The organism is Thioclava sp. DLFJ4-1 (genome assembly GCF_002020145.1).
GTDB classification, from domain to species: Bacteria; Pseudomonadota; Alphaproteobacteria; order Rhodobacterales; family Rhodobacteraceae; genus Thioclava; species Thioclava sediminum.
In genome coordinates, this window is sequence record NZ_MPZT01000001.1 from 801085 (window position 1) to 825689 (window position 24605).

The window sequence follows — 24605 nt, forward strand, 5'->3', positions numbered from 1 at the left end:
GGCTTATCCACAGGATATGGCGGTTCCTAGAGCCGCCCATCGCATATATAGTGGAGGTCGATTCGAGACATCCGGAGGACATCATGGCGCTCACCCCCGAACAACAAGCCGAGATCGACGCACAGCGCGCCGAGACGCAAATGACCGCACGGGCGGTCTCGCCGGGGATGGAGAAGCGCCTCTATACCGCCCATGAAGTTCTCGATCACGGGGTGGTCCGGGTCATCGACTATATGGGCGACGACAACGCGATCGTGCAGGCGGCGCGCGTCTCCTATGGCCGGGGCACCAAGACGGTGAACAGCGACGCGGGCCTGATCCGCTACCTGATGCGGCACTGGCACTCGACCCCGTTCGAGATGTGCGAGGTCAAGTTCCACGTCAAACTTCCGGTCTTCGTCGCGCGCCAGTGGATCCGCCACCGCACCGCGAACGTCAACGAATACTCCGCGCGCTACTCGATCCTCGACCGCGAATTCTACATCCCCGAGGCCAGCCAGCTCGCCGCGCAATCGAGCCAGAACCATCAGGGCCGCGGTCAGGTGCTCGAAGGCGCCGAGGCCGCTCGCGTGCTCGACATCCTGCGCGACGACGCGATGCGCGCCTATGACCATTACGAGGACATGCTGACGCCCGACGAGGATGCGGGCAAACAGGGCCTCGCCCGGGAACTGGCACGGATGAACCTGCCCACCAATATCTACACGCAATGGTATTGGAAGGTGGACCTGCACAACCTCTTCCACTTCCTGCGCCTGCGCGCCGACAGCCACGCCCAATACGAGATCCGCGTCTATGCCGATACCATGTGCGACATCGTCAAGGACTGGGTCCCCGCGGCCTATTCGGCCTTCGAGGATTACCGTCTGGGTGGGGTGAACCTCAGCGGGAAAGCAGTTGACCTACTCAAACGCAAGTTGAATGGTGAAACCATTACACAAGAGAATTCCGGCATGAGCAAAGGCGAATGGCGGGAGTTTGAGGAGATTTGGGGGTGACTTTTCGTGACAAAAAAATTCAAAGAAGGGGCATTAACGGCTGAAGAGAAAAAAATAGTCAAAAAACTGCTCAACTCTGGATGGCGCGGCCAAGACATCTTAGCGCTTGTAAACATTGGCCGCCCACACACTACGAATAGCGGACGGATTACAGGCGTCAAAAAAGACAAAAGCCAGAGCGAATGCACCGAAGAAGAACTTCAGAAATTCATCAAGAACCAAGAAGCATTTGACCTACAAACTGGTCTCAGCCCAGTCAGAGACGAACGTCTAATTCGGGCTCGCGAAGCCATGATATTGGCCGTACAAGTTTTCAATAGCCCAGTACACAAATTCAAGACTGAAGTGTTCTGTGTTTTGTCCAATATTGCGTGGACTTATCTGTGCCACCACCGACTTTTGAGTCTCGGCGAGGAAATCTACACGGCTGACGGATCGAGCCTCCCTCTAAGCCAAATTCTGAAGACAGAGAAGCTCGGCTTGAACCCCGCTATCACCGCCAATCTTCTTGACATCAAGGAGCTTCGGGACAAGGTCGAGCATCACATTTTAGGGCAGGCTGACTTACTATGGCGCGGCTTGTTTCAGGCCAACTGCCTCAACTTCGATAAAGTCATGTGCGATTGGTTCGGCGCCAAAGTGACACTTCAAAAGAACCTATCGTTCAGCCTTCAATTCTCAAAACCGGACATTGAACAACTTTCACAAGTTACCGCCTATGATGTTCCCTCAGGCATAAAGGCTTTCAACGAAGGCCTGAGAGAAAATCACGCGGACAGCATTAAAGAGAGCACCGAATACGAGTTTACGGTCGTCTACACAATGGTTCCTGGATCCAAATCCAAGGCAAACATAAAATTCATTTCACCGGAGTCAGACGAAGGCAAAGAGATCTCGAATGTTCTTATCAAGCATAAACCTGCTGATGAACTATACCCCTTCAAGCCCACAAAAGTAGTTAATCTCGTAAAATCTGCGACAAATAAGAAATTCACGATTCCGATGCACACCGAAGCGGTCAAAAAGTACAAAATACGCCCGGAGAACGGCAAGCCCGACAAGAAAAAGACCAACAGCAAATACTGCATTTATCACGCGGCTCACGGCGATTATACTTACAGTCAAGCATGGGTGGACTTACTGATTGCCTCACAAAACGAGGAAAAAAGTTGACCCAACGCTTCCATGCCCCCCAAGACCGCGACTATCCGACCGCGCTGCGGGAACTCCGCCAAGGTCGGAAGACCAGCCATTGGATCTGGTGGATCTTCCCGCAACTGGCCTCGCTCGGGCGCTCGCCGCGCGCGCGGGAATACGGGATCGCGGATCTCGCCGAGGCGCGGGCTTATCTCGCCGATCCGGTGCTGCGGGCGCGGCTAGTCGAGGCCTCCGAGGCGGTGCTCGCCCATGCGGGCACGCCCATCGAAGAGATCATGGGGCCGGTCGATGCGCTGAAGCTGCGCTCCTGCGCGACGCTGTTCGAGGCCGCCTCAAAGAAAAAGGAGCCGGTGTTCACCCGGCTCCTTGAGACGTTTTATGAGGGCGAGCGCTGCCCGCTGACGCTTGACGCCTTAGCCCGGTGACATCCCGCGCAGGCGCTCGGAGCGGCGGCGCAGCAGCTCGACCGTGGTCAGAAGCGCGATCGACACGAAGACGAGGATCGTGGCCACCGCAAGGATCGCGGGGCTGATCTGCTCGCGGATACCGTTCCACATCTGACGCGGGATCGTCTGCTGGTCATAGCCTGCCACGAAGAGCACCACGACGACTTCGTCGAAGGACGTCACGAACGCAAACAGCGCGCCCGAGACCACGCCCGGCAGGATCAGCGGCATCACGATCTTGAAGAAGGTCGTCCGCGGATCGGCCCCGAGGTTCTGCGCCGCGCGGGTCAGCGAGTGATCGAAACCCACCAGCGTCGCGGTCACGGTGATGATCACGAAGGGAATGCCCAGGGTCGCGTGGGCCATGATGATGCCCGGATAGGAATGCGCGAGCCCGGTCTTCGAGTAGAAGAAGAACAGCCCCGTCGCGGTGATGATGATCGGCACGATCATCGGCGAGATCAGCACCGCCATGATGGCACGGCGGAACGGCATCTCGGGGCGCGACAGGCCGAGGGCGGCCAGCGTACCCAGCACCGTCGCGAGGATCGTCGAGAAGAAGCCGATGATCACCGAGTTCTTCGCCACGTCGATCCAGGTCGAATGCTGCCAGGCATCCATCCACCACGACCAGCCACGCTCCACCTGCGGCTCCTGCATCCCGAAGGTCAGCAGCAGGTCATACCAGCGCATGGAATAGCCGGAAGGGTCGAAGCTGAGCATCTTCTCGGTGAACGTGAAATAGGGCTCCGCGTTGAAGGACAGCGGAATGATCACCACGATCGGCGCGATCAGGAAGAAGAAGATCAGGCCACAGATCACGAGATAGGCGTAGTGCCAGGTTCTCTCGAGCGGGCTTGCATATGCGGGAACGGCCATCTGTGTTTCTCCTCAGCCCAGCTTCATGTTGTCGATGCCCACCAGCCGGTCATAGAGCCAGTAGAGGATGATGACGCCGCCCAGCAGCATCGAGGCCAATGCCGCAGCAAGCGACCAGTTGAGCGATTTCTGCATGTGGAAGGCGATCATGTTCGAGATCAGCTGACCATCGGCACCACCGACAAGAGCGGGGGTGATGTAGTAGCCGACCGACAGGATGAACACCAAGAGCGCCCCTGCCCCGATCCCCGGCAGCGTCTGCGGCAGGTAGATCCGGCGGAAGGCGGTCCACGAGGTCGCGCCAAGGCTGCGGGCCGCGCGGACATAGCTCGGCGGGATGGTCCGCATCACCGAATAGAGCGGCAGCACCATGAAGGGCAGCAGGATATGGGTCATCGCGACGATCGTGCCGGTCTGGTTATACATCATCTCCAGCCGGTTATCGTTGCCGATCAGACCCGACCAGACGAGCAGGTCGTTGATCACGCCCTGCTGCTGCAACAGCACCATCCACGAGGTCGTCCGCACCAGCAGCGAGGTCCAGAAGGGCAGCAGCACGAAGATCATCAGAAGGTTCGATTTCGCCAGTGGCAGCGAGGCCAGCAGATGCGCGATCGGGAAGGCGAGGAACATGCAGAGCACGGTAATCACCAGGGACAGGATCGCGGTGCGGATGAACAGCTTGCCGTAGATCGCGCGCTGCGGATCGACGGGCACGATATTGTTGTCCTTGTCGCGGGTGTGGTCGGTCGCGGCGAGGTAGAAATCCACCGTGTAGGGGCTCGACGCGGAGCGCATCGCGCGCCACAGGTTCGGGTCGCTCCACCCCTCGTTCACGCCGAGGATCGACTCTTTCCACGGCGGCTCGAGACGTTCGATCTTGCGCGCAGTCGAGGTGAACAGCGAGCGCGTGCCCGCCACGTCATAGTTGATCCGAGTCCCCGCCTCGCCCTGCGTGCGGTTTTCCTTCATCTGCTTGAGGTCCGAGGCAAGCGCGGTATAGGCGCTCTCGTCGATCGGCGACCCCAGAGGGTGTTCGTTGAACCATTGCCCCAGCGCCGGCGCGTTCTTCGAGAACCCGTCGTTATAGACCGATTGCAGCAGCATCTGCCCGATCGGAACGACGAAGGTAATCAGAACGAAGAGAAACAGCGGCGCGACCAGAAGGAAGGCGCGGCGTTTTGCGCGGAGTTGCGATTTCGCGAGGGCGGCCTTCAGCGGCAGCCCGTCGGCGGTCTTCAACTGTGTTGGTTCGGGGCCGTTCAGGCTCGCATCCATCGTTGCGTCGCTCATCGTGTCTCCTTGGCCCCTCAGGGCAGCGGGGCGAGCTGCGCGCGCAAATTCGCGGCTTGCTCGGCGGGAATATCGGGCAGCATCACCCGCGTCGTGTAATTGCCGTGAAGCTTGCCATCGCGGCGAAAGCTCCAGTCGGAAATCTGGTTCGGCGCGAAGGTAATCTCATCCCCCACATGCGCTTTGAAATGCACGGGCTCGTTCATCAACGTGCCGATGATTTTCTGCGCGGAGATCGAAATCGGCGCGATCCAGATATGTTCGAGGCCATCGGCGGGCGTATCGATCCCCGCCTTGAGCATGAATTGCGAGCCGGACCGGGCGCGCACCGCAGGAATGAAGACGCTTTCATAGGTCGCGCGGGCTTGGCCGATCGCCGCGTTCATCTTCGTATCGCTGGTCTCGTAGCCGACGACCGCATCGTCTTGCGCCTGAGCGTGCAAGGCAGCGGGCAACGACAGACAAAGACCGATGCACAAACAGGCCAGTGACGACCGGAAAGCTGACATCCGCGGGGCTCCTGACATCGAACAGGTCGAGCCGCGCGACATGAAAATGCCGCGCGGCCCTATTGGCTTTAGCCAGCGAGCCAAGCGTTGAAGCGCTCGCTCAGTTCGGTGTCGTGGTCAGCCCAGAACTCCGAGTCGTTGACCAGGGCGTTCTGCATGTTGTTTTCCGCGGTGGGCATATGCGGGCCCATCTCGGTTTTGCCGTCCTGATACATACCGACCATCGGAGCCGAGGACTTACGTGCCGGACCGTAGGAGATCCACTTCGCCTGGTTGGCGAGCTGCTGGGTCTCGGTCGCGAACTTCAGGTATTTCTTCGCGGCTTCCATATGGGGCGCGCCCTTCGGGATCACGAAGAAGTCGAAGTCCATCAGCTGGCCGTCCCAGACGATCTTGAAGGGCTGACCCTCGGCGACCTCGGCGTTGAAGATACGACCGTTATAGGCGGTCGACATCACGACTTCGCCGTCGGCGAGAAGCTGCGGCGGCTGTGCACCGGCATCCCACCAGACGACGTCGCCCTTGATCTTGTCGAGTTCGGCGAAGGCCTTGTCGACGCCCTCGGGGGTGCCGAGTTCCTTGTAGACGTCCGCAGCCGGAACGCCTGCGCCCATCAGCGCGAATTCCAGCGTGCCTTTGGCCGACTTACGCAGACCGCGCTTGCCCGGGTACTTCGCGGTGTCGAAGAAGTCGGCGATCGAGGTCGGCTCACCGTCAACTTTGTCCGAGTTGTAGGACATCACGGTCGACCACACGATGTTCGCCACACCGCAATCGGTGAAGGAGCCATCGATGAAGTCTTCGCTCGCCGGGGTGCCGTCGGGCGACGCGGCCAGATCGGTGTCGGGGTCGATCGGCTCGAGCAGACCTTCGTCGCACAGGCGGATCGCGTCGGACTTTTCAACATCGGCCACGTCGACCGACACGTTGTTCGCTTCGACCTGTGCCTTGATCGGGGTCGCCGGGTTATCGGCGGCTTCCATGTTCACGTCGATGCCGGTCGCTTCCGCGAAGGGCTTGTTATAGGCTTCGACCTGGCTTTTCTCGTAAGCGCCGCCCCAGGAAAGGACAGTGACTTCCTCGGCCTGCGCCGCACCGGCCACGAGGCCGACGAGCGCGGTGCTCAGGATCATTGCTTTTTTCATCTTGGTTTTACTCCCAGTTGGTTGAGCTTTTGTGGTTTCGCGACGTTTTCGCCGCTTGGCCGCTTTTTGCGGCAGTTCGGAGCGTGCGGACCTTGGGCCGCACGTTCCGCATTCTTTAGAGATCGAGCGCGCGCGCGTCCTGCGGGTGCCAGCCGATCTTGACCGTCTGGCCTTCCGTCAGCCGCACCTGATCGAGCGTGTTGCGCGATTTCATGACGAATTCCGGCGACCCGGCAACCTTCATACGGGTGCGCAGGATGTCCCCCATATAGATCACTTCGAGCACGTCGGCGTTGATCGTATGGGCGCCCGAAGGCATCATCTCGGGCTTGAATTCGACCCGCTCGGGACGGATGGAGACCAGCGTCTCCTGCCCCGCCTCGCGGATGTTCACCGCCGTCGCGTCGATGATCTCGCCGGTTTCCAGACGCACCGTGCAGGTGTCGCCATTCAGCGTCTCGACCCGGCCCGGAAGCTTGTTGTTCTCGCCGATGAACTGCGCGACGAAGCTGTTCTGCGGACGTTCATAAAGCTCGTCCGGCGGTGCGAGTTGCTGGATGCGCCCGTCGTTGAACACGGCCACGCGGTCCGACATGGTCAGCGCCTCGCCCTGATCGTGGGTCACGTAGACCACGGTGATCCCGAGGCTTTCATGCAAGTGCTTGATCTCGAACTGCATATGTTCGCGAAGCTGTTTGTCGAGCGCGCCGAGCGGTTCGTCCATCAGGACCAGCTCGGGGTCGAAGACCAGCGCGCGGGCCAGTGCGATCCGCTGTTGCTGACCGCCCGAAAGCTGCGCCGGACGGCGATGGATGAAGCTCCCCATCTGCACCATGTCCAGTGCGCGCTTAACCTTGGTTTCGCGTTCATCCTTGCCCATGCCCCGCACTTCGAGCGGGAAGGCGAGGTTCTCGCCCACGGTCATATGTGGAAAAAGTGCATAGTTCTGGAACACCATCCCGATGCCGCGCTTATGCGGAGGCACCATGTTGATGTTCTGGCCGTCGAGGCGGATCTCGCCGTTGGTGGCGGTTTCGAAACCTGCAAGCATCATCAGGCAGGTGGTTTTCCCTGAACCGGACGGTCCGAGCATCGTCAGAAACTCGCCCTTACCGATCGAGAGATTGAGATCCTTCACGACGAGCGTTTCGCCGTCATAGCTCTTCTGCACGCGGTCGAATACGACGAATCCATCGTCGCTAGCTGCGTTGTTCAAAGCGGGCTCCCCGTTGTTTTTTGTCGTTGGTCAATTCCCGTGCATGTGACTAAAGCAAGGGCATTTGCGTTTTTCAACCCGGAAATCAAAAACCCACGTCACCGACGCATCACAGCACGGTTTCGCCTGAAAAATTGCCGTTTTGCGTCGCTTGTCGCGCAAGGAGCGACCACGACTTGCATTTGGAACGATCTAGCTTCCGCGACGTAAGCGGCGGACGCACTCGTGGACCGTAGACCTCTTCCGGCGCCGCGCCGAGGAAATGGACTTTCGCCAAGGCGGGGTGGGCGCGCAGCAGATCGGTCAGATCTGACGGGGTCAGCGCGCGCAGCGCCTGCGGTCCGGGCCAGAAACTTTCGACCCAGGCGCCCTCGGCATTGACCAACGCGTGACGCGGCAGCAGCAGGTGGTGATAGATCACCTCCCGGCAGCCCCGCATCACCCGCGCCCCGCCCCATCCCGTTGCCGCTAAGTGGCGCGCGCGCGCGAGCGCGCCCTGCCCTTCCGGCACCCAGATGCAATGTTGCCCGGAGAGGACCAGCGCCTCGCTATTGCCGAAGGCGCCGGGCCGCAGTCGCACCGGGCAAAGCCGCGGATCAGCGGCCAGCGCCGCCGCGCCGAACCGGCGACGCGCATGCCACAGGACCGGCTGCGGCGCATCATCCAACGTCGTGACCAGATCGCCCGGTTTCAGGGTTTCCACCCGGCGCGGCCCGCGCGGCGTAGCCAGCCGCGTGCCTTCGGTGAAACAAGGAATGCCCATCGCGTAGAGCTGCGGCACCCCCGCCACCTGCGCGGGCGCGATACCGGTCAGCGTCAGGCTCTCACCGTTGGGGAAGCCGAGAACCGCATTGCCCGCGCCATCGTCGCTGACCGTCACATCCCAGGCATTGACCGGATTGCCGCTGCCATCGGTCAGGCCAGAGACATCGAGCTGATCGAGCGTGAAGCCCGAACCGTCATCCGTCAGATCGAAATCGGTGACGATGTCCTGCCCGTCGCCATCACCGAAGCTGAGCGTATCGGCCCCGAGCCCGGTGGTTATCGTATCGACCCCGGCACCCGCATCTATGACGTCATCGCCAGCGCCCGCATCGAGCGTGTCGCCCAGCGCCGAGCCAGTCAGCGTATCGGCCCCGTCGCCTGCTGCGATCGAGACGGCATTCCCCGCGGCGGAGGCATCGAATGCCTCTGCGTCGGCGGAGCCCCGAACCTCCTCGACCTCCCAGAAATAGGTCACGGTAATGCCGCCGTCATAGCTGATCGCGCCGGTTTCCCAACCCGTCCAGAGGACGACGGCCTCACCCGGACCAAGCTCGATCACGTCCCAATCGGTGCCGCCTTCGCCGCCTAAGATCGTCTCGGCCCCGTCACCGGCATAAAGCAGGAACGTGTCGGCATCGTCGCCGCCATGCAGCTCGTCAGCCCCTGCGCCGCCGGTGAGCGTATCGCTGCCACCCACGCCCTGTAGTGTATCGTCGCCCGCCCCGCCCGAGATCAGGTCGTCGCCGCCCAGCGCCCAGATCGTGTCGTTGCCGTCGCCGCCCGAAAGCGTGTCCGCCCCCGATCCGCCGGTGATCGTGTCGGCGCCGCCACCACCGTCGATCAAGACGCCGCTGGTATCACTCGTGGCGTCGATCAGATCGCCCTGCTGCGACCCGACGACCCCTTCGATCTCGCTGAAACTCGCCGTGTTGCCACCGGCACTGGCAGTGCCGCTCTCCGATCCGGAGAAGGTAACGGCCACGCCGCCCGCCGTGTAATAGGTGAAGTTGAGCGAGTCGAAATCGCTGCCCGTGGTGACAGTCTCACCGCCGAAAAGCGTATCGCTACCCCAGCCGTCGCTCAGGTAGACCGTGTCGGCATCGGCATCGCCGTAAAGGAGGTCGCTCCCGGCCTCCCCAGCGAGGTGATCGGCCCCGTCCCCGCCCGAGATCGTGTCGTCCCCCGTCCCGCCGAGGATCGTATCCGAGCCCGCCTCGCCCAGAATCGAGTCGTTGCCGTCCTCGCCATAGAGATAGTCGTTCCCCGCGCCACCAAGGATCGTGTCATCCCCGGTCTCGCCATGGACGACGTCGTCATCGTCCCCGCCCTCGACGTAATCCGCGCCGCCCCCGGCCCAGACCGTATCACTCCCGGCGCCGCCATAGATGGTGTCGTCATAGTCGTAGGAGATGCCCGGGACGTCATCGATCAGATCATTGCCATCGCCACCATAGACCAGATCGCCCTCGGCCAACGTGCCGCCGCCGGTACCGTAGTAAATCGTGTCGTCGCCCGCGCCACCGTCGATCGTGTCGGCGCCAGCGCCCCCATCGATCAGGTCGCTCGACGCGCCCCCTTGAAGCGAGTCATCCAGACTGCCGCCCTGGATCGCGTTGGCGTCGTCGGGGTCGTAGGTTGCGTTGAAGAGCTCGGTATAGGCGGGACCGGTCGAGACGTCGTTGACGGATGTGACCTCATAGGTGACACCGGGCTGCAGCGGTTGATCGGCGACCTCGCCGACGATCGTTCCGCCGATCTCGAGGATATAGATTGTGATCGTCGTGCCGTCCGGGGCGAGCAGCGTGAACTCATTCTCGATATAGACCTGACCGGACGCAATCGGCGCGCCATATGCATCGGTCACCGAGACGGATTGCGTGAGGTCGTTGCCGATCTCGTCGAGAATTGTGTCGCCGGAGAGAGTCGAGCCGTCGTCGGTGAAGGTGAAGATACGTCCGCTGGTATCGACATCCCAACTCGGGTCGATCATGAGACGGCTTCCGGTGACGACGGTCGAGCCGCCGCCCTCGATCAGGAAATCCGATCGGAAATAGCCATGAAAGACGTAACTCGCCATCGCACGATCGCCCGATCAGCCCCAAAACGGTTTCACCCAGGGGCGATCATCGCGCGCGTCTCCCAAGGCAGGGTTAACGCGCGCGAGAGAGTTCTTGCGATTTGAGATAAATCGGTCGGGGTTCAGCCCGGCGTGACCGTATTGTCGGGTTGCCACGGCGCGAGGCCGGACGCGTTCACGGGCAGCGACAGCGCCGCGCCATCCGATGCCCCCGCCGGATCGAGCGGCGGAAACTGCGCCATCCGCGTCGCCACCCGGTTCGCGCAGAGGCGTCCGCCGCGGTCGTTGAGATGGATGAGCAGATTGCCTCCCGCCTCGACCGCGAGATACCAGCCGCGCGTCGCGAGGTTGATGCCGCTCTCGCCCCACAGATCGATCAACGGGATCCCCCAGCGATCGGCCACACGCGCATGCACCGCGTTGCGCTCGAAATGCCCTTGCGGCCAGTCGAGCGTCCCATCGAAAGACCAGAAGGCCTGCGGCTCACGCACGATGAACAGCCGATGATCGGGCACCCCATCGAAGCCGCTCGCCGCAAGATAATTGGCGACCATCGTGTGCCAGAGACCTTCATAGGTCACGATATGCCCGGTGCTCAGCGGCGCCGACAGGAAGGCTTGCGCGCCATCCGCGGCGTTGCGCGCCTCGAACTCGTCCTGCTCTGTTTCGGTCATGATCCGGTCGCAACTATAAGCGATGCCGGGCTGCGCAACGTGATAGACCGCGCGCGCCTCGGCGCTGCCGGCATTGCGATGCTCATAGAGGATATCGAAGCCGGGCTGCGTGCCGGGGGCCGTGAAATAGGCCCCGGCTTGCGTCGCCGCGAGCCCCTCTGCGGGGCCTGCGAAATGCCCCGCGGTGAGCGCCGCCACCTTCGCCGCTAGCCTCGCGATCTGCGCCCCATCGAGCGCGAGGGTCTGATACCCGGCATTGGCCAGATCCATCACCCCGTCATTCGCGCCGAGCCAGAAGATCGTCGCCGCACTCCGGTCGCGGATTTCCGCGCTCAGGCCCAGCGTCGTCGCGTTTCCTGCGGTCGCATCGCTGAAATTGATCAGGTCGTTCGCGAGCCCCGCCATATAGTCGCGCGAAAACATACCTGTCACACCCTCGCCCGGCTTGGGCTGCAAGGTGCCGCCCGAAATCCCGCGCACCGAGTGCCCCTCAAGCGCCAGCATCTCGCGCAGATGCGGTTGCCACATGACCTGCGAGACCAGCGAATGGCCCAAAGTGATGACCCGCTTTCCCTCCCAAGGGGAACGCAGCGCCTCTGCCATGTCGGCAAGATCGGCGCGAGCCGCCAGCCCCGCCTGCTGAGCGTAGCCCGTCTGGACCGCACGCACCGCGTCGAAGCTGATCGCCTGCGCGGTCTCGGGCAGCGGATGATAGGGGGCACCAAGCCGCGCCAGCGCCTCGGCCACCTCCGTTTCGCTGAGGTCGAAAGCGGGCTCGCCGGCCACGCCCAGATCGACCAGCATGAAGCAGCGCAACGTAAGCTTCAGCGACAGCGTCAGGAGGTTCTGATCGCTCCCGTCGCGCGGGCTCGCGAACTCGATATAGGGATTACCGCGCGTGGCGCTCGTCTCGGCGATGAAACACCGCGCGATACGGTGGCGGATCGGCGCACCGCTCTCGCCCACCTGCACGCGCAGCGCGTCCATCGCCGATCCCGGCGTGGATTGCAGCACGAAGGGACGCCAGCCGAGCGTATCGATGCCGCTGGCTGCCACATCGCCCTCCGCGTCGAAATCGGCGTAAAGCGCGTAGCGATGCCCCGCGACCAGATCGACGCCCGCGCCGGGGACGTCTTTGTAGATCAGCATCGCGCCGAAGCTTTGCCCCGACAGGCTCCGCGCGACCTCTGCTCCCTCGGGGGCCCAGCTTACAGCATCCGCCCCCGAGATGGCCCACCCTGCAGCACCGTCTCGAAAGTCGTTGCCGCCGAAGACCGAGCGCGTACCAGAGAAACTCCGCGCCGCCAGCGCTTCAGAAGACGGGTAGCTCGCGACTTCCTCGGCGATGCCTCCGGCCGCGTGACGGTAGAGCGTCGCGAAACGCGCGCCCTCGCTAGCCACACTGAAATGCGCGCCTTCCGCCGTGGCCCCGAGCCCGTCGGCAACGCTCGCATGAACTCCTCCGCTCAGCATCGCGGCATCGCGCGCCAGTTCCGCCGCCGCCCGGCTCTCCGCAGCCGCCGCGCTGGCCGCCGCCGCCGCCGTCGCCTCTATGCCCGCCGCTTGTTCCCCGGCCTGCGCCGCCTCCGCCCACGCCTGCGCGCTTTGCGTGCCCGGCCCGCCCGGGGCCGTGCCTTCCGCCCAAGCCTGCGCCAGCGCGACATATACCGCGCTCGCCTCCGAGGGCGGCGTATCTGCGGGCGCTTCCTCAGGGGCAGTCGCGATACAATTGGCGAAACTCTCGCTTGGCGCATCGGGCACCCGAGCCAGAAACTCCCAATGCAATTCCCACGCGTCACCGAAACAGGTGCCGTGATAGTCGCCCGCAGGCAGATCGATCGCGAGCGCGCCTTCCGCGTCGGTCTGGGCAGAGACGATCCGCGGCACGCGCACCGTGACGCCGCCTTGCTCGACGGTCGAGACGATTCCGCCCAGCCGCTCGAAGCTGACGGTGCAATTGGCGCTAATCGTCCCGTCTGGGGATGTGACGATTCCGGTGATGTGGCAGGTCATGCGATCCTCGCTCAGGGTAAGCCGCTGTCGAGGGATAGGATCAGCAAGAGGCCCTACCGAGCTTTGAACCGAGCGCACGGTGCCCACCCAAGGCCATCAGGCCTTTGAAAACAAATGGAAACTGCCAAAACTGGAGATGTGAAAAAATGCGCGCGCATCTACGGCGGGACGTAATATTTCGATCTAGGGAACACCCGCCTCGGGTCTGTCAGCTTTCTCTTCAGGAGAGAAATGGTGCGGTCGAGAAGACTCGAACTTCCACGGGAGTTACCCCACAGCGACCTCAACGCTGCGCGTCTACCAATTCCGCCACGACCGCACTGTCTAGGCTTGGTGTGGCGCGTATTAGCCAAAGGCTTGGGGGATGAAAAGGGGGTATTTCGGGATTGGCGAGAATTTTTCGCATTCGCGCTCTTGCCGTTGCGACAGGCCGGGCGGTCCCGGCCTGTCGCGCGGTGCAGGTTATTGCGGCGCCGCGGTTTCCACGAGCTCCGCTGCCTTCGCCGCAAAGCTCGGCAGCGCCATCGCGGGCTTCGGCGCCGTAGCGGCGTCGGCGCGACCGTTCATCATCAGGGCCGCCTTGCGGATCAGACCGCTGCGCTCGGGCTGCGCGGGCGCGAAGACCGGCTGCGCGGAAAGCGCGTTCTCATACCAGCCCATCGCGAGATCGGCGCGCTCAGCCGTACCGATTCCCTCCATCAGGTGATGGCCGACCAATTCGTCATAGGCGCCCTCGCCCAGACCGCCCAGAACCAGCGCCGAGCCCAGCGCCACATCCATGTCGTCGGTGCGGTAGCCGACCGACAGGCAGACCTTTGCGGTGCCCGAGAGCTGCGCCGGGCTCATCCCCGAGCCGTCGATGAAGCTTTTCACCTTGGCAAGCGTCGCCTCGCGCGGGGTGGTTCCGACAGCGGCCACTTGCTCGGAGAGAAGCGCGCCGAAATCGCGACATTGCGCGGCGATCTGTTCGGGTGTGAAGCCGCCGATATTGGCCTCCAGCTCCGCGCCCTCGTCCAAGGCATAGCCGCGCGCAAGACAGAACTGCTCGCCCAAGGCCTGCCCCGGATCGGTCAGCGAAGCCTCGGTCGCGAAGCCGCCATTGGACGAGGTGACGAGACTGGTCTTCGCGCAGAAAGACGCAAGCGACACCGGCACGGGTTCCGTAACCGGCGCGGGTGCAACAAAGGACGGCATCGCGGGCGCAGGCTGCGAGGCCATCTGCGTCGCGAAGGACGGCGCGGCTGGTGCCGGAGCAGGCGCTGGCGCGGCAGCCGTTACCGGCGCGTTGCTCTGGGCCCCCGTATCGGTCTTCTGGCACGCCCCCGCCTGACAGGTGAATATCGCAGGCGTCGCGTTATAGGCTTGGAAGTCGTTGCGCGAGAAACCACTCGGCGTCGAGGCGAAGACCCGCACCGCACAGCTCTTGTCGTTGCACCAGAAGCCGGGCCCCAGAACCGACGTGTCGAGTAGATAATCGGTGCGCCCGTCATTGTTCAGATCGGCCAGCTGCACGAAACCAGACCGCGCCATAAGCTGCTGCGGCTCCACGTTGGAGCTGCGCGCGATCTCGAATACGGCCTCGGAAATCTGAGGCGGCAAGCCGCCGATCGAATTACCAGCGTAGGTGGATTTCCCCGTGCCCAGCATCTGCTCGCGCGTCTGAAAGAGAAGCCCGCGCATCCCTTGCGGGTGGGTCGAGATCGTCTGAGTGACCGCCGCGCCGCCCAGGCTCGCCTTCTGATACGACGTGGTCAGGATGGTGCGCTCCAGATCGGTCAGCTTGCCCGTGATCGGGAAATCCATGAAGGCCTGATATTGCGAGATGCCCGAGCGCGAGTTGCGCCCCAGAACCCCGTCCGGCGTGCCGACATTCCAGCCGAAGTGGTTGAGCGAGACCTGCACTTCGCGATTGGCCTCGCGCTGCGCCGACGACATGGTCGGCTTCTTGTAATAGGTGCGCTTGGTGACCGTGCGCGGCTGGCGGTTGGCCTCGTTCACGATCGCGCCGCCGATGATCCCTCCGATCACCCCGCCCACGATATCCGAGCCGCCCGCCAGCGCCGGCCCTGCCGGACCACCCGTAGCGACGGCGAGCGCAAGACCCGCCAGAACGAACTTGTGTTTCATCCCTGAACCCTCCAATCAAATAACTTCCGGTCTTGCCTGTTGCCCCGCAAATTCCATGTTTCTGCACGACAGGACCGGTCGGAATGTGACCGGCGCGGGGGGTGCGCGACCTTACCAATAGGTCAAGTTTGCGCTCCGAATCGGTGATGTGGCAAGGAATAAAGACGCCGGGTGAGGAATTCCGGCGGGTGAGGTTAAGAAATGGTCGAATGGCGCGTAAGTGACAGCCCGGTCCCCTATCGTGAGGCACTGGCCTTCATGGAGGACCGCGTGGCCAAGATCGCCTCGGGCGAGGCCGAGGAGATGATCTGGCTTCTCGAGCACCCGCCGCTCTACACGGCGGGAACCTCGGCGAAGCGCGAAGATCTCGTCGATCCCGACCGGTTTCCCGTCTTCGAGGCCGGGCGCGGCGGCCAATACACCTATCACGGCCCCGGCCAGCGCGTCGCCTATGTCATGCTCGATCTCAACAAGCGCGGGCGCGACGTGCGCTGCTTCGTGCGCCAGCTCGAGGATTGGGTGATCGCCGCGCTCGACGAATTCAACGTGAAGGGCGAGATTCGCGACGGTCGCGTCGGCGTCTGGGTCCAGCGCCCGGACAAGCCGAAGGCGGCGGATGGCAACCTGCGCGAGGACAAGATCGCCGCGATAGGGGTGAAGCTGCGCAAATGGGTCAGCTTCCACGGCATCTCGATCAATGTGGAGCCGGACCTGTCGCATTTCGAGGGAATCGTGCCATGCGGGATTCGCGAACACGGGGTGACCAGCCTCGTCGATCTCGGCCTGCCGGTCGAAATGGCCGATCTTGATCTCGCGCTACGTGCGACATTCTGTCGCATTTTTGTGAGTAAACTAAATGCGACCTCAGAAGTTTAGTGGACACATAGGTAATCATGCATGTTAGAACGCCCTTCAAGGCAGCGTGACTGCCCTGTGAAAGCCGGGTCGGGAGGGCCCGAGCTTCGTCTCAAAATGAACAAGGAAGACGCGATGAAACTCAGCCTTATTGCCATGATCACCGCCGTCACCGTTGCGAGCCCCGCGCTTGCGCAGGACGTCGAGAAAGGCAAAAACGAATTCAAGCGGTGCAAGGCCTGTCACTCGATCGTCGCCCCCGATGGCACTGCGATCTACAAAGGCGGCAAGGTCGGCCCGAACCTCTACAACGTGATCGGCCGCAAGGTCGCATCCGTGGATGGCTATAAATACAAGGACGGGATCAAGGAATACGCCGAGACCGGCGCCGTCTGGACCGAAGAGCTGCTCGCCGAATACATCACCGATCCGTCGAAGTTCCTCGAGGAGCAGACCGGCGATCCCAAGGCGAAATCCGGCATGGCCTACAAACAGCGTAAGGACCAGGCGGACATCGCCGCTTACCTCGGTTCGGCAGAAGTGTCGCCCGACGCGCCCGCGTCCTGATCGCGACATAAACGCATCACGCGTTCGTTGGCGGACCCTTTCGAGGGTCCGCTTTTTTTTGTGCCAGCGTCGCGGATTCGCAACGCCCGCGCGGCGCAACCCCGACGCTCGCACAGCCCGCAAAGGGCGCGAGATCACGGATCACTCACGCCTGACAGAGCTGCGACATTTTTTCACGGCTGCGTGTGCAGAATTCTTGCCCTGCCATCGAAATATTCATAACCTCCGTTCATTCAGGCCCAAAGGGACGGGAGACCCGGGTCTGACGGGAGAAATGGGAGATCACTATGGCGGACGCAGCCGTTCACGGCGAGGGCGCACATGACACGCGCGGGTTCTTTACCCGTTGGTTCATGTCGACCAATCACAAGGATATCGGGATCTTGTATCTCTTCACCGCAGGCGCGGTGGGGCTGATCTCGGTCCTGTTCACAGTTTACATGCGCCTCGAGCTGATGGAGCCGGGCGTGCAATACATGTGCGCCGAGGGCGCGCGCTTCATCGCTTCGGCCGAGGAATGCACCCCCGACGGGCACCTCTGGAACGTGATGATCACCTATCACGGCGTCCTGATGATGTTCTTCGTCGTCATCCCGGCGCTGTTCGGGGGCTTCGGCAACTACTTCATGCCGCTCCAGATCGGCGCGCCGGACATGGCGTTCCCGCGGATGAACAACCTCAGCTACTGGCTCTATGTCGCGGGCACCTCGCTCGGGATCGCCTCGCTACTCGCCCCCGGCGGTGGTGGCGGCGCAGGCTCGGGCGTGGGCTGGGTTCTCTACCCGCCGTTATCCGTTAACGAGGGCGGCTATTCGATGGATCTCGCGATCTTCGCCGTGCACGTCTCGGGCGCCAGCTCGATCCTCGGCGCGATCAACATGATCACGACCTTCCTCAACATGCGGACGCCGGGCATGACGCTGCACAAGGTGCCGCTGTTTGCCTGGTCGATCTTCGTGACCTCCTGGCTGATCCTGCTGTCGCTGCCGGTTCTGGCGGGTGCGATCACGATGCTGCTGATGGACCGTAACTTCGGCACCACCTTCTTCGATCCGTCGGGTGGCGGCGATCCGATCCTCTACCAGCACATCCTGTGGTTCTTCGGTCACCCCGAGGTCTACATCATCATCCTGCCGGGCTTCGGCATCATCAGCCACGTCATCGCGACCTTCTCCAAGAAGCCGGTCTTCGGTTACCTGCCGATGGTCTACGCGATGGTGGCGATCGGTGTTCTGGGCTTCGTCGTCTGGGCGCACCACATGTACACGGTGGGCCTGTCGCTGACCCAGCAGAGCTACTTCATGGTGGCGACGATGGTGATCGCGGTGCCAACGGGCGTGAAGGTGTTCAGCTGGATCGCGACGATGTGGGGCGGCTCGATCGAGTTCAAGACGCCGATGCTCTGGGCGATCGGCTTCCTGTTCCTGTTCACCATCGGCGGCGTGACCGGCGTGGTGCTGTCGCAGGCGCCGCTCGACCGCGTCTATCACGACACCTACTACGTCGTGGCGCACTTCCACTACGTGATGTCGCTGGGGGCGGTGTTCGCGATCTTCGCGGGCGTCTACTTCTGGATCGGCAAGATGTCGGGCCGCCAATACCCGGAATGGGCCGGCAAGCTGCACTTCTGGATGATGTTCATCGGGTCGAACCTGATCTTCTTCCCGCAGCACTTCCTGGGCCGTCAGGGCATGCCGCGCCGTTACATCGACTATCCGGAGGCCTTCGCCACCTGGAACTACATCAGCTCGATCGGTGCGTTCATCTCGTTCGCCAGCTTCGTGTTCTTCATCGGCATCGTGTTCTACACCCTGTTCAAGGGTAAGCGCGTCACCGAGAACAACTACTGGAACGAGTATGCCGACACGCTGGAGTGGACCCTGCCCTCCCCGCCGCCGGAGCACACGTTCGAGGAGCTCCCGAAGCGCGAGGATTGGGATCACGCCCACGCGCACTAGTGATCTAGATCTCCTGATAACGAGAACGGCCCCGGAGCGATCCGGGGCCGTTTGCAAAAGGGCGAGAGGTTGCAGGAAGGACCGGGCGGATCATGCCCTATCGCTGGACAGATACCGAAGGCCAAACCATGGAGGCGCCCCGCTCCGAGGCTGCGCCCCTGCCCGATCAGCTGCACCTGTGGCCCTATCGTTCCCTGCCGCGCAAAGGCTTCGTCTTCTTCATCGCGGCCACGGTGGTCATGGTCAGCCTGCCGCTCCTATCGCTGCTGGGCCATGTGGAGCTGTGGGGGCTGCTGCCCTTCATCGCGCTCGCCATCGCAGGCGTCTGGTGGGCAATCTCGCATAGCTATCGCACCGGGGAGGTGCTCGAGGTCCTGACCTTCAACGGGCCGGACCTGCACCTGATCCGCCACGAACCGGGCAAACCCTCGCGCGACTGGGCGGCCAATCCGCATTGGGTGCAGGCTGATCTGCATGGAAAGGGCGGGCCGGTCGAAGCCTACCTCACCCTGCGCGGCGGCCCGCGCGAGGTGGAGATCGGCGCGTTTCTCACGCCGGAAGAGCGTCGCCAGCTGCACCGCGAACTCGTGATCCGCCTTGCAGCCGCGCGCGCGCCCAGGCGTCGCTGTCCCGGTTGACCTCTTGCGCGGCGGAACTCGCCCCGGTTCCGGCCTCCAGAGCGGAGACCAGCGTCTCGGCGAACCTGTCGCCGTAGCTTTGTATTTCGGCCTCATAGGCGGCATGGGCCTTGCGCGCGCGGGCCTTGGTGGCCCTCGGCGTGTTGCCCGGCGCGCAGAGATAGCTCACCTCGCCACCCAAGGCAGAAGAGTTGAAATGGTAAAGCGTGCGGTCGGGATAGCTTCGCTTCAGATCCTGCAGGCCCGGCTCCGGGACACATCCCGCCAGCCCGACAACCGCCCCAATCACCGCCAACCCCGGAAGACGCCCCATCCACTTCTCCAAACACATTACTCGTCACTCGACATCAGGCACAGCCTTGGCGGCACCGCTCAGTCGTCCTTGGTGTCGGGCAGGCCTTCGCGCTTCGTGCTCGCAATATCCTCAAGCTCGCTTTCGGACATGCTGTCATACATCTCCTTCGACGCGCCCTGAAGATCGCCGACCTTGGTCTCGCCGCGCTTGGCTGCGAGCGCCGCGCCCGCTGCTTTCTGCTGTGCTTTCGATTGCGCCGGCATCGCCGCCTCCTTTGACAAATGCTCAAAAGAAAACGCCCCACAAGGGGGCGCTGTTCCCAGTCTCGAGAGACCCAAGTCAGATCAGGAGGCGAGACGATCTTTCACCATCGGGCCCGCCTTCGAGAAATCCATCTGTCCGGTATATTGGCCCTTCAGCTCGCCCATCACGCGCCCCATGTCGCGAATCGACTCCGCGCCGAGTTTCGAGATGGCGGCTTCGATGGCGGCATTCACCTCATCTTCGCTCAGCTGACGCGGCAGGAAGTCCTCGATCACGCGGATCTCGGCCTGCTCCTTCTCGGCCAGCTCCAGCCGACCGCCCTCTTCATAGGCGCGTGCGCTTTCCTGACGCTGCTTCACCATCTTTCCCATGATCGCAAGCACTTCGGCGTCGCCGACAGTGCCCTCGCCCTCGCCTTCGGCGCGCATCGCGATCTCGCGGTCCTTGATGGCGGCGTTCACCAGCCGCAGCGTCGAGAGCCGCTCCTGATCCTTTTCCTTCATCGCCGCTTTCAACGCGGCGGCGATCTTATCGCGCATTTGCATCACATCGTGTCCCTACTTCAGTGAAGGCGCCAGAATAGCGGCATTGCGAAACGCGCACAACATCCGCAAGCCATTGATAAATAAGCAATTCGCAATTACCTCATGGCCTCTTGACCCCCGCGTTCAGCGCGTCTAGGTTCCGGCGAATTTTGACATCGGGGAGTCGCGCCATGCCTGCAAGCCAGTCCGCATCGGAAAAGCCCACTGCGTTGATCGCGCTCGCTGATGGATCGCTGTTTTACGGGAAGGGTTTCGGCCGCCCCGGCGAGACAGTGGCCGAACTGGTCTTCAACACCTCGATGACCGGCTATCAGGAGATCATGACCGACCCCTCCTATGCGGGTCAGGTGGTGACCTTCACCTTCCCCCATATCGGCAACACCGGCGTGAACCCGGAAGATGACGAGACGAACGATCCCGTCGCCGCTGGCATGGTGGTGAAATGGGACCCGACCGAGCCGTCGAACTGGCGCGCGGCCGAGACGCTGGTCGAGTGGCTCGAGAAACGCGGCCGGATCGGCATCGGCGGCATCGACACCCGCCGCCTGACCCGCGCGATCCGCCAGCAAGGCGCGCCGCATGTGGCACTCGCCTACAACCCCGATGGCGTCTTCGACATCGAGGCCCTGGTGCGCAAGGCGCGCGAATGGTCCGGGCTCGAAGGGCTCGACCTCGCGAAGGACGTGACCTGCGCGCAAAGCTACCGCTGGGACGAGATGCGGTGGGCCTGGCCCGAGGGTTACAAGAAAGCCGAAGGCAACGATCTAAAAGTGGTCGCCATCGACTACGGCGCAAAGCGTAATATCCTGCGTTGCCTCGCCTCGGCCGGCTGCGACGTGACCGTGCTGCCCGCCACCGCGACCACCGAGGACGTGCTCGCGCTTGAGCCCGATGGGGTCTTCCTGTCGAACGGTCCGGGCGATCCGGCAGCCACCGGGGAATATGCCGTGCCAATGATCAAGGGCATTCTGGAAACCGAGCTGCCGGTCTTCGGCATCTGCCTCGGCCACCAGATGCTGGCGCTCGCGCTCGGCGCGAAGACGATCAAGATGAACCACGGCCACCACGGGGCGAACCACCCGGTGAAGGACCTGACCACCGGCAAGGTCGAGATCACCTCGATGAACCACGGCTTCGCGGTCGACAGCCAGACCCTGCCCAAAGGTGTCTCCGAGACCCACGTGTCGCTCTTCGACGGCTCGAACTGCGGGATCGCCATATCCGATCGCCCGGTCTTCTCGGTTCAATATCACCCCGAGGCGAGCCCGGGCCCGCAGGACAGCTACTACCTGTTCGAGCGCTTCGCGACCGCGATGCGCGCGCGCAAGGCGTAAGCTGCACTCCGACCAATCGCTCGCCGTGATGCCTAACCGGCCCCGGCGGGCGTTAACACCATGTTAACCAAGCGTTCGCATTCTGCCCTGCGGGACAGATGCGAGGATTGGCATGGGCGGCGCGCGGCGACAGCTTCTCGAAATACCGGCGGCGATAGCAGAACCAGCAGAGCATGCGCATCGCGTGCCCGCGGCAAATTCGCCCGGCGCGATAACGCGCCCTAAGCCCGACCGCCCGCGGCGCCAACCTCTGGGACAAATCCTGTTGGATCGGGGAGTGGTCGACCCGGGCGATCTGCTCAAGGCCGCAGCATTGCGGCAACGCGAGGATGTACGGCTGGGCGACATTCTCATTGCGAATGGCTGGGTGCGCGAGGCCGATCTGCTGGCGGCCCTGGCCGAGCAATGGCACGCCTCGGTCGTCGATCTGCAGGCCTCTCCCCCCGATCCACGTCTGATCGACGCTGTCGGGGCGGAACTGTGCCTTAGGCATGCGATGGTGCCGTGGCGGCGCGTGGGCGGCGTAACCCTCATCGCGACCGCACGGCCCGAGGATTTCGAAGCGCTGCGCGACGCCCTACCCGCGCGCCACGCGCCCTACAGGCTGGTGCTGGCGCCGGAACGCTGCATCCACGAGAGCTTGTTGGCCCGTCGGCAGACCGCCCTGATCCGCCGCGCCGAGATCAAGGTCGACCCGACCGAGAGTTGCCGTGACCATAACGAACAGCGTGCAAGCCGGATTGCGGCGGGGTTTCTCGTGGTGACGGGTCTCGGCCTGTGGTTCGCGCCCTCGCTGCTGATCGGTGTCCTCTTCGCTTGGGTGATGCTGACACTCGTGGGCTCCATGGCCCTCAAGCTCGCCGCTTTCGCGAGCGAACTCACCGCCCGCCGTCGTCCCGCCCCTGACCCGTGCGACCGTGGCGCGCCAAGGGGACGGCTCCCGATCATCTCGATGATGGTACCGCTTTTTCGCGAAACAGACATCGCCGCACGACTGGTCGAACGGCTCGGCAAGCTGCGCTATCCGCGCGAATTGCTCGACGTGATCCTCGTCGTCGAGCAGACCGACGCAATGACTCTGGCAGCCCTTTCCGGTGCCGATCTGCCACGTTGGATGCGGGTGGTGACGGTGCCCGACGGACCGATCAAGACCAAGCCGCGCGCGCTGAACTACGCGCTGAACTTCTGTCGGGGGTCGGTGATCGGCGTCTGGGATGCCGAGGACGCGCCCGAACCCGATCAGCTGCAGATCGCCGCCCAACGCTTTCTCGAGGCCCCGCCCGAGACCGCCTGTCTGCAAGGCATCCTCGACTATTACAACCCGCGCACCAACTGGCTCGCACGCTGTTTCACCGTGGAATATGCGACATGGTTCCGGATGTTCCTGCCGGGGCTCGCGCGGCTCGGTTTCGTCGTGCCTCTGGGCGGCACGACCCTGTTCTTCCGCCGCGACGCACTGGAGAAGCTGGGCGGCTGGGACGCCCATAACGTGACCGAAGATGCCGATCTCGGCGTGCGCCTCGCGCGACACGGCTACCGCACCGAATTGATCCCGGCGGTTACCTACGAGGAAGCCAACTGCCGCGCTGTGCCTTGGGTCAAACAACGCTCACGCTGGCTCAAGGGCTATGCGATGACCTGGGCGGTCCATATGCGCGATCCCGTGCAGCTCTGGCGCGATCTCGGAACGAAACGCTTCATCGGGGTGCAGATCCTGATCCTCGGATCGCTCTCGCAATATGTTCTGGCCCCGGTGTTGTGGAGCTTCTGGCTCGCGCTGTTCGGGGTCTGGCATCCGATCGCGAGCGCCCTGCCCGGCCCCGCCTTCGCGCTTGTCATGGGCACTTTCCTCCTGTCGGAGCTGATCGCGATCACGACCTCGGCCTGGGCCTGCCGCGGTGCGGAGCATCGCCATCTGATCAAATGGGTGCCGACGCTGCATCTCTATTACCCGCTGGGGGCGCTGGCAGGCTGGAAGGCGCTGTATGAGTTGGTCGCGCGGCCCTTCTACTGGGACAAGACGAGCCACGGCATTTTCGATGCCCATAGCAGCACAGCGCCGGACAGCGCGCAGCACAGGCTTCTCGAGGAAGTCGCAGCCGCACAGGCCGGGGCAAAGCCCGGACCGCAGCGTCTGGCGCGTGCGCCGCTTATCGGCTGATCAGAGCGCCTCGGCCCAGTGGCCCGCCGTGCCGTGATGCGCAGCGTCGAGCGTGAGGCGCGTCTCGAAGGCGCGCGAGATATGGGCGCGCAGTGCCGAGGCAGCCGCATCGCCATTGCCTTCGCGGATCGCATCGACAATCGCCTGATGCTCGTCGAGCGCAGCCTCGCCCCGGCCCTTCACCGCAAGCGAGGTCGTCGCGAGAAGCGCCATCGAGCGGTGCACGAGGTCGAGCTGCTGGACAAGGTAACGATTATGCGAGGCGAGGTGAATTTGGTGGTGGAACCGGCGATTGGCCCGGCTCAACGCCTCGGGATCGTCCAGTTGCCCGCGATCCTCGTCGATCATGTTCTGCAGCACGCGGACCTCTTCGGGCGCCGCATGTTTCGCCGCCAGCTGCGCGGCCAGCGCCTCCAGTTCGGCGCGTACGATATAGAGCTCCGCCAGCTGGTTGTGATCGAGCGAGGCCACGATCAGCGACCGCCCGTCGCGGGCCAGCATTTGCTGGGTTTCCAGCCGTTGCAGCGCCTCGCGTACCGGGGTGCGTGACACTCCGAACCGCTCCGCCAATTCGGATTCGACCAAACGGTCCCCGGGGCGGTAAACGCCTTCGTCGATGGCGTCGAGTATGAGAGTGTAGGCGTCTTTTTGCATGCAACCTGCTTTCGCGTTCTGCCAGAGATTAGGC

The 24605-nt window shown here is 63.1% G+C and carries 21 protein-coding genes and 1 tRNA gene; 9 read left to right on the top strand and 13 right to left on the bottom strand.

Features of this window, described 5'->3' with window-relative positions:
* The first annotated feature begins 83 nt into the window (after nucleotides 1–83).
* From thyX to BMI85_RS03650, 3 genes are read left to right on the top strand one after another with little or no spacing between them, the layout of a single operon-like run.
* Nucleotides 84–998: an FAD-dependent thymidylate synthase gene (gene thyX / locus BMI85_RS03640; RefSeq protein ID WP_078599528.1), complete on the top strand. Its 915-nt coding sequence runs from the start codon at nucleotides 84–86 to the stop codon at nucleotides 996–998.
* A 6-nt stretch (nucleotides 999–1004) separates the two neighbouring features.
* On the top strand, nucleotides 1005–2171 hold the full coding sequence (locus BMI85_RS03645) for a DUF3644 domain-containing protein (RefSeq protein WP_143594969.1): 1167 nt from the start codon (nucleotides 1005–1007) through the stop codon (nucleotides 2169–2171).
* Nucleotides 2168–2581, top strand: coding sequence for a DUF1810 domain-containing protein (locus BMI85_RS03650; RefSeq protein WP_246832474.1), 414 nt, complete (start codon nucleotides 2168–2170; stop codon nucleotides 2579–2581). Before BMI85_RS03645 ends, BMI85_RS03650 begins: the two co-directional genes overlap by 4 nt.
* On the opposite strand, the gene BMI85_RS03655 is transcribed toward BMI85_RS03650, so the two are convergent.
* The 9 genes from BMI85_RS03655 to BMI85_RS03695 all read right to left on the bottom strand — a co-directional run bounded on the left by BMI85_RS03655 (nucleotide 2570) and on the right by BMI85_RS03695 (nucleotide 15300).
* Nucleotides 2570–3481: an ABC transporter permease gene (locus BMI85_RS03655; RefSeq protein ID WP_078539814.1), complete on the bottom strand. Its 912-nt coding sequence runs from the start codon at nucleotides 3479–3481 to the stop codon at nucleotides 2570–2572. The genes BMI85_RS03650 and BMI85_RS03655 overlap by 12 nt on opposite strands.
* 12 nt (nucleotides 3482–3493) lie before the next feature.
* On the bottom strand, nucleotides 3494–4774 hold the full coding sequence (locus tag BMI85_RS03660) for an ABC transporter permease (RefSeq protein ID WP_078519758.1): 1281 nt from the start codon (nucleotides 4772–4774) through the stop codon (nucleotides 3494–3496).
* 17 nt (nucleotides 4775–4791) lie between these two features.
* Nucleotides 4792–5283, bottom strand: coding sequence for a DUF2314 domain-containing protein (locus BMI85_RS03665; protein ID WP_168174723.1), 492 nt, complete (start codon nucleotides 5281–5283; stop codon nucleotides 4792–4794).
* A gap of 68 nt (nucleotides 5284–5351) precedes the next feature.
* A complete protein-coding gene (locus tag BMI85_RS03670; RefSeq protein WP_078599532.1) occupies nucleotides 5352–6428 on the bottom strand; it encodes an ABC transporter substrate-binding protein in 1077 nt (358 codons plus the stop codon).
* Nucleotides 6429–6543: 115 nt separating this feature from the next.
* On the bottom strand, nucleotides 6544–7644 hold the full coding sequence (locus BMI85_RS03675; RefSeq protein ID WP_078519761.1) for an ABC transporter ATP-binding protein: 1101 nt from the start codon (nucleotides 7642–7644) through the stop codon (nucleotides 6544–6546).
* A 109-nt stretch (nucleotides 7645–7753) separates the two neighbouring features.
* Nucleotides 7754–10486: a Hint domain-containing protein gene (locus BMI85_RS03680; protein WP_078599533.1), complete on the bottom strand. Its 2733-nt coding sequence runs from the start codon at nucleotides 10484–10486 to the stop codon at nucleotides 7754–7756.
* Nucleotides 10487–10608: 122 nt separating this feature from the next.
* Entirely contained in the window at nucleotides 10609–13173 is a 2565-nt protein-coding gene (locus BMI85_RS03685; RefSeq protein WP_078599534.1) for a hypothetical protein, read from the bottom strand.
* Between the two features lie 232 nt (nucleotides 13174–13405).
* A tRNA-Leu gene (locus tag BMI85_RS03690) sits at nucleotides 13406–13492 on the bottom strand.
* A 143-nt stretch (nucleotides 13493–13635) separates the two neighbouring features.
* Nucleotides 13636–15300, bottom strand: coding sequence for a peptidoglycan-binding domain-containing protein (locus BMI85_RS03695; protein ID WP_078599535.1), 1665 nt, complete (start codon nucleotides 15298–15300; stop codon nucleotides 13636–13638).
* 201 nt (nucleotides 15301–15501) lie between these two features.
* Here BMI85_RS03695 and lipB point away from each other — a divergent pair, with 201 nt between their 5' ends.
* The 4 genes from lipB (at nucleotide 15502) to BMI85_RS03715 (ending at nucleotide 19318) form a co-directional block, all read left to right on the top strand.
* Entirely contained in the window at nucleotides 15502–16176 is a 675-nt protein-coding gene (lipB, locus tag BMI85_RS03700; protein WP_078599536.1) for a lipoyl(octanoyl) transferase LipB, read from the top strand.
* A gap of 114 nt (nucleotides 16177–16290) precedes the next feature.
* A complete protein-coding gene (locus BMI85_RS03705; protein WP_078599890.1) occupies nucleotides 16291–16722 on the top strand; it encodes a c-type cytochrome in 432 nt (143 codons plus the stop codon).
* A 287-nt stretch (nucleotides 16723–17009) separates the two neighbouring features.
* Nucleotides 17010–18680 carry a cytochrome c oxidase subunit I gene (ctaD, locus tag BMI85_RS03710; protein ID WP_078539822.1) on the top strand — a complete coding sequence of 557 codons (1671 nt, stop codon included), beginning with the start codon at nucleotides 17010–17012 and terminating at the stop codon, nucleotides 18678–18680.
* A 128-nt stretch (nucleotides 18681–18808) separates the two neighbouring features.
* A complete protein-coding gene (locus BMI85_RS03715) occupies nucleotides 18809–19318 on the top strand; it encodes a DUF2244 domain-containing protein (protein WP_246832475.1) in 510 nt (169 codons plus the stop codon).
* On the opposite strand, the gene BMI85_RS21020 is transcribed toward BMI85_RS03715, so the two are convergent.
* From BMI85_RS21020 to BMI85_RS03725, 3 genes are all read right to left on the bottom strand, one after another.
* Nucleotides 19230–19631 carry a hypothetical protein gene (locus BMI85_RS21020; RefSeq protein WP_143594970.1) on the bottom strand — a complete coding sequence of 134 codons (402 nt, stop codon included), beginning with the start codon at nucleotides 19629–19631 and terminating at the stop codon, nucleotides 19230–19232. The genes BMI85_RS03715 and BMI85_RS21020 overlap by 89 nt on opposite strands.
* A gap of 59 nt (nucleotides 19632–19690) precedes the next feature.
* The gene (locus tag BMI85_RS03720) at nucleotides 19691–19876 is read right to left on the bottom strand and encodes a DUF3008 family protein (RefSeq protein WP_078539825.1); all 186 of its coding nucleotides are present in this window, start codon (nucleotides 19874–19876) and stop codon (nucleotides 19691–19693) included.
* An 81-nt stretch (nucleotides 19877–19957) separates the two neighbouring features.
* Nucleotides 19958–20422, bottom strand: a complete 465-nt coding sequence (locus BMI85_RS03725) for a GatB/YqeY domain-containing protein (protein WP_078519770.1) — start codon at nucleotides 20420–20422, stop codon at nucleotides 19958–19960.
* 170 nt (nucleotides 20423–20592) lie between these two features.
* Here BMI85_RS03725 and carA point away from each other — a divergent pair, with 170 nt between their 5' ends.
* Both carA and BMI85_RS03735 read left to right on the top strand, forming a co-directional pair.
* Nucleotides 20593–21756 (top strand): glutamine-hydrolyzing carbamoyl-phosphate synthase small subunit, encoded by a 1164-nt coding sequence (carA, locus tag BMI85_RS03730; protein ID WP_078599538.1) that lies wholly within the window; start codon nucleotides 20593–20595, stop codon nucleotides 21754–21756.
* 265 nt (nucleotides 21757–22021) lie between these two features.
* The gene (locus tag BMI85_RS03735; protein ID WP_246832476.1) at nucleotides 22022–23917 is read left to right on the top strand and encodes a glycosyltransferase family 2 protein; all 1896 of its coding nucleotides are present in this window, start codon (nucleotides 22022–22024) and stop codon (nucleotides 23915–23917) included.
* Here BMI85_RS03735 and BMI85_RS03740 read toward each other — a convergent pair whose 3' ends face one another.
* The gene (locus BMI85_RS03740) at nucleotides 23918–24571 is read right to left on the bottom strand and encodes a GntR family transcriptional regulator (RefSeq protein WP_078519773.1); all 654 of its coding nucleotides are present in this window, start codon (nucleotides 24569–24571) and stop codon (nucleotides 23918–23920) included.
* Between the last annotated feature and the right edge of the window lie 34 nt (nucleotides 24572–24605).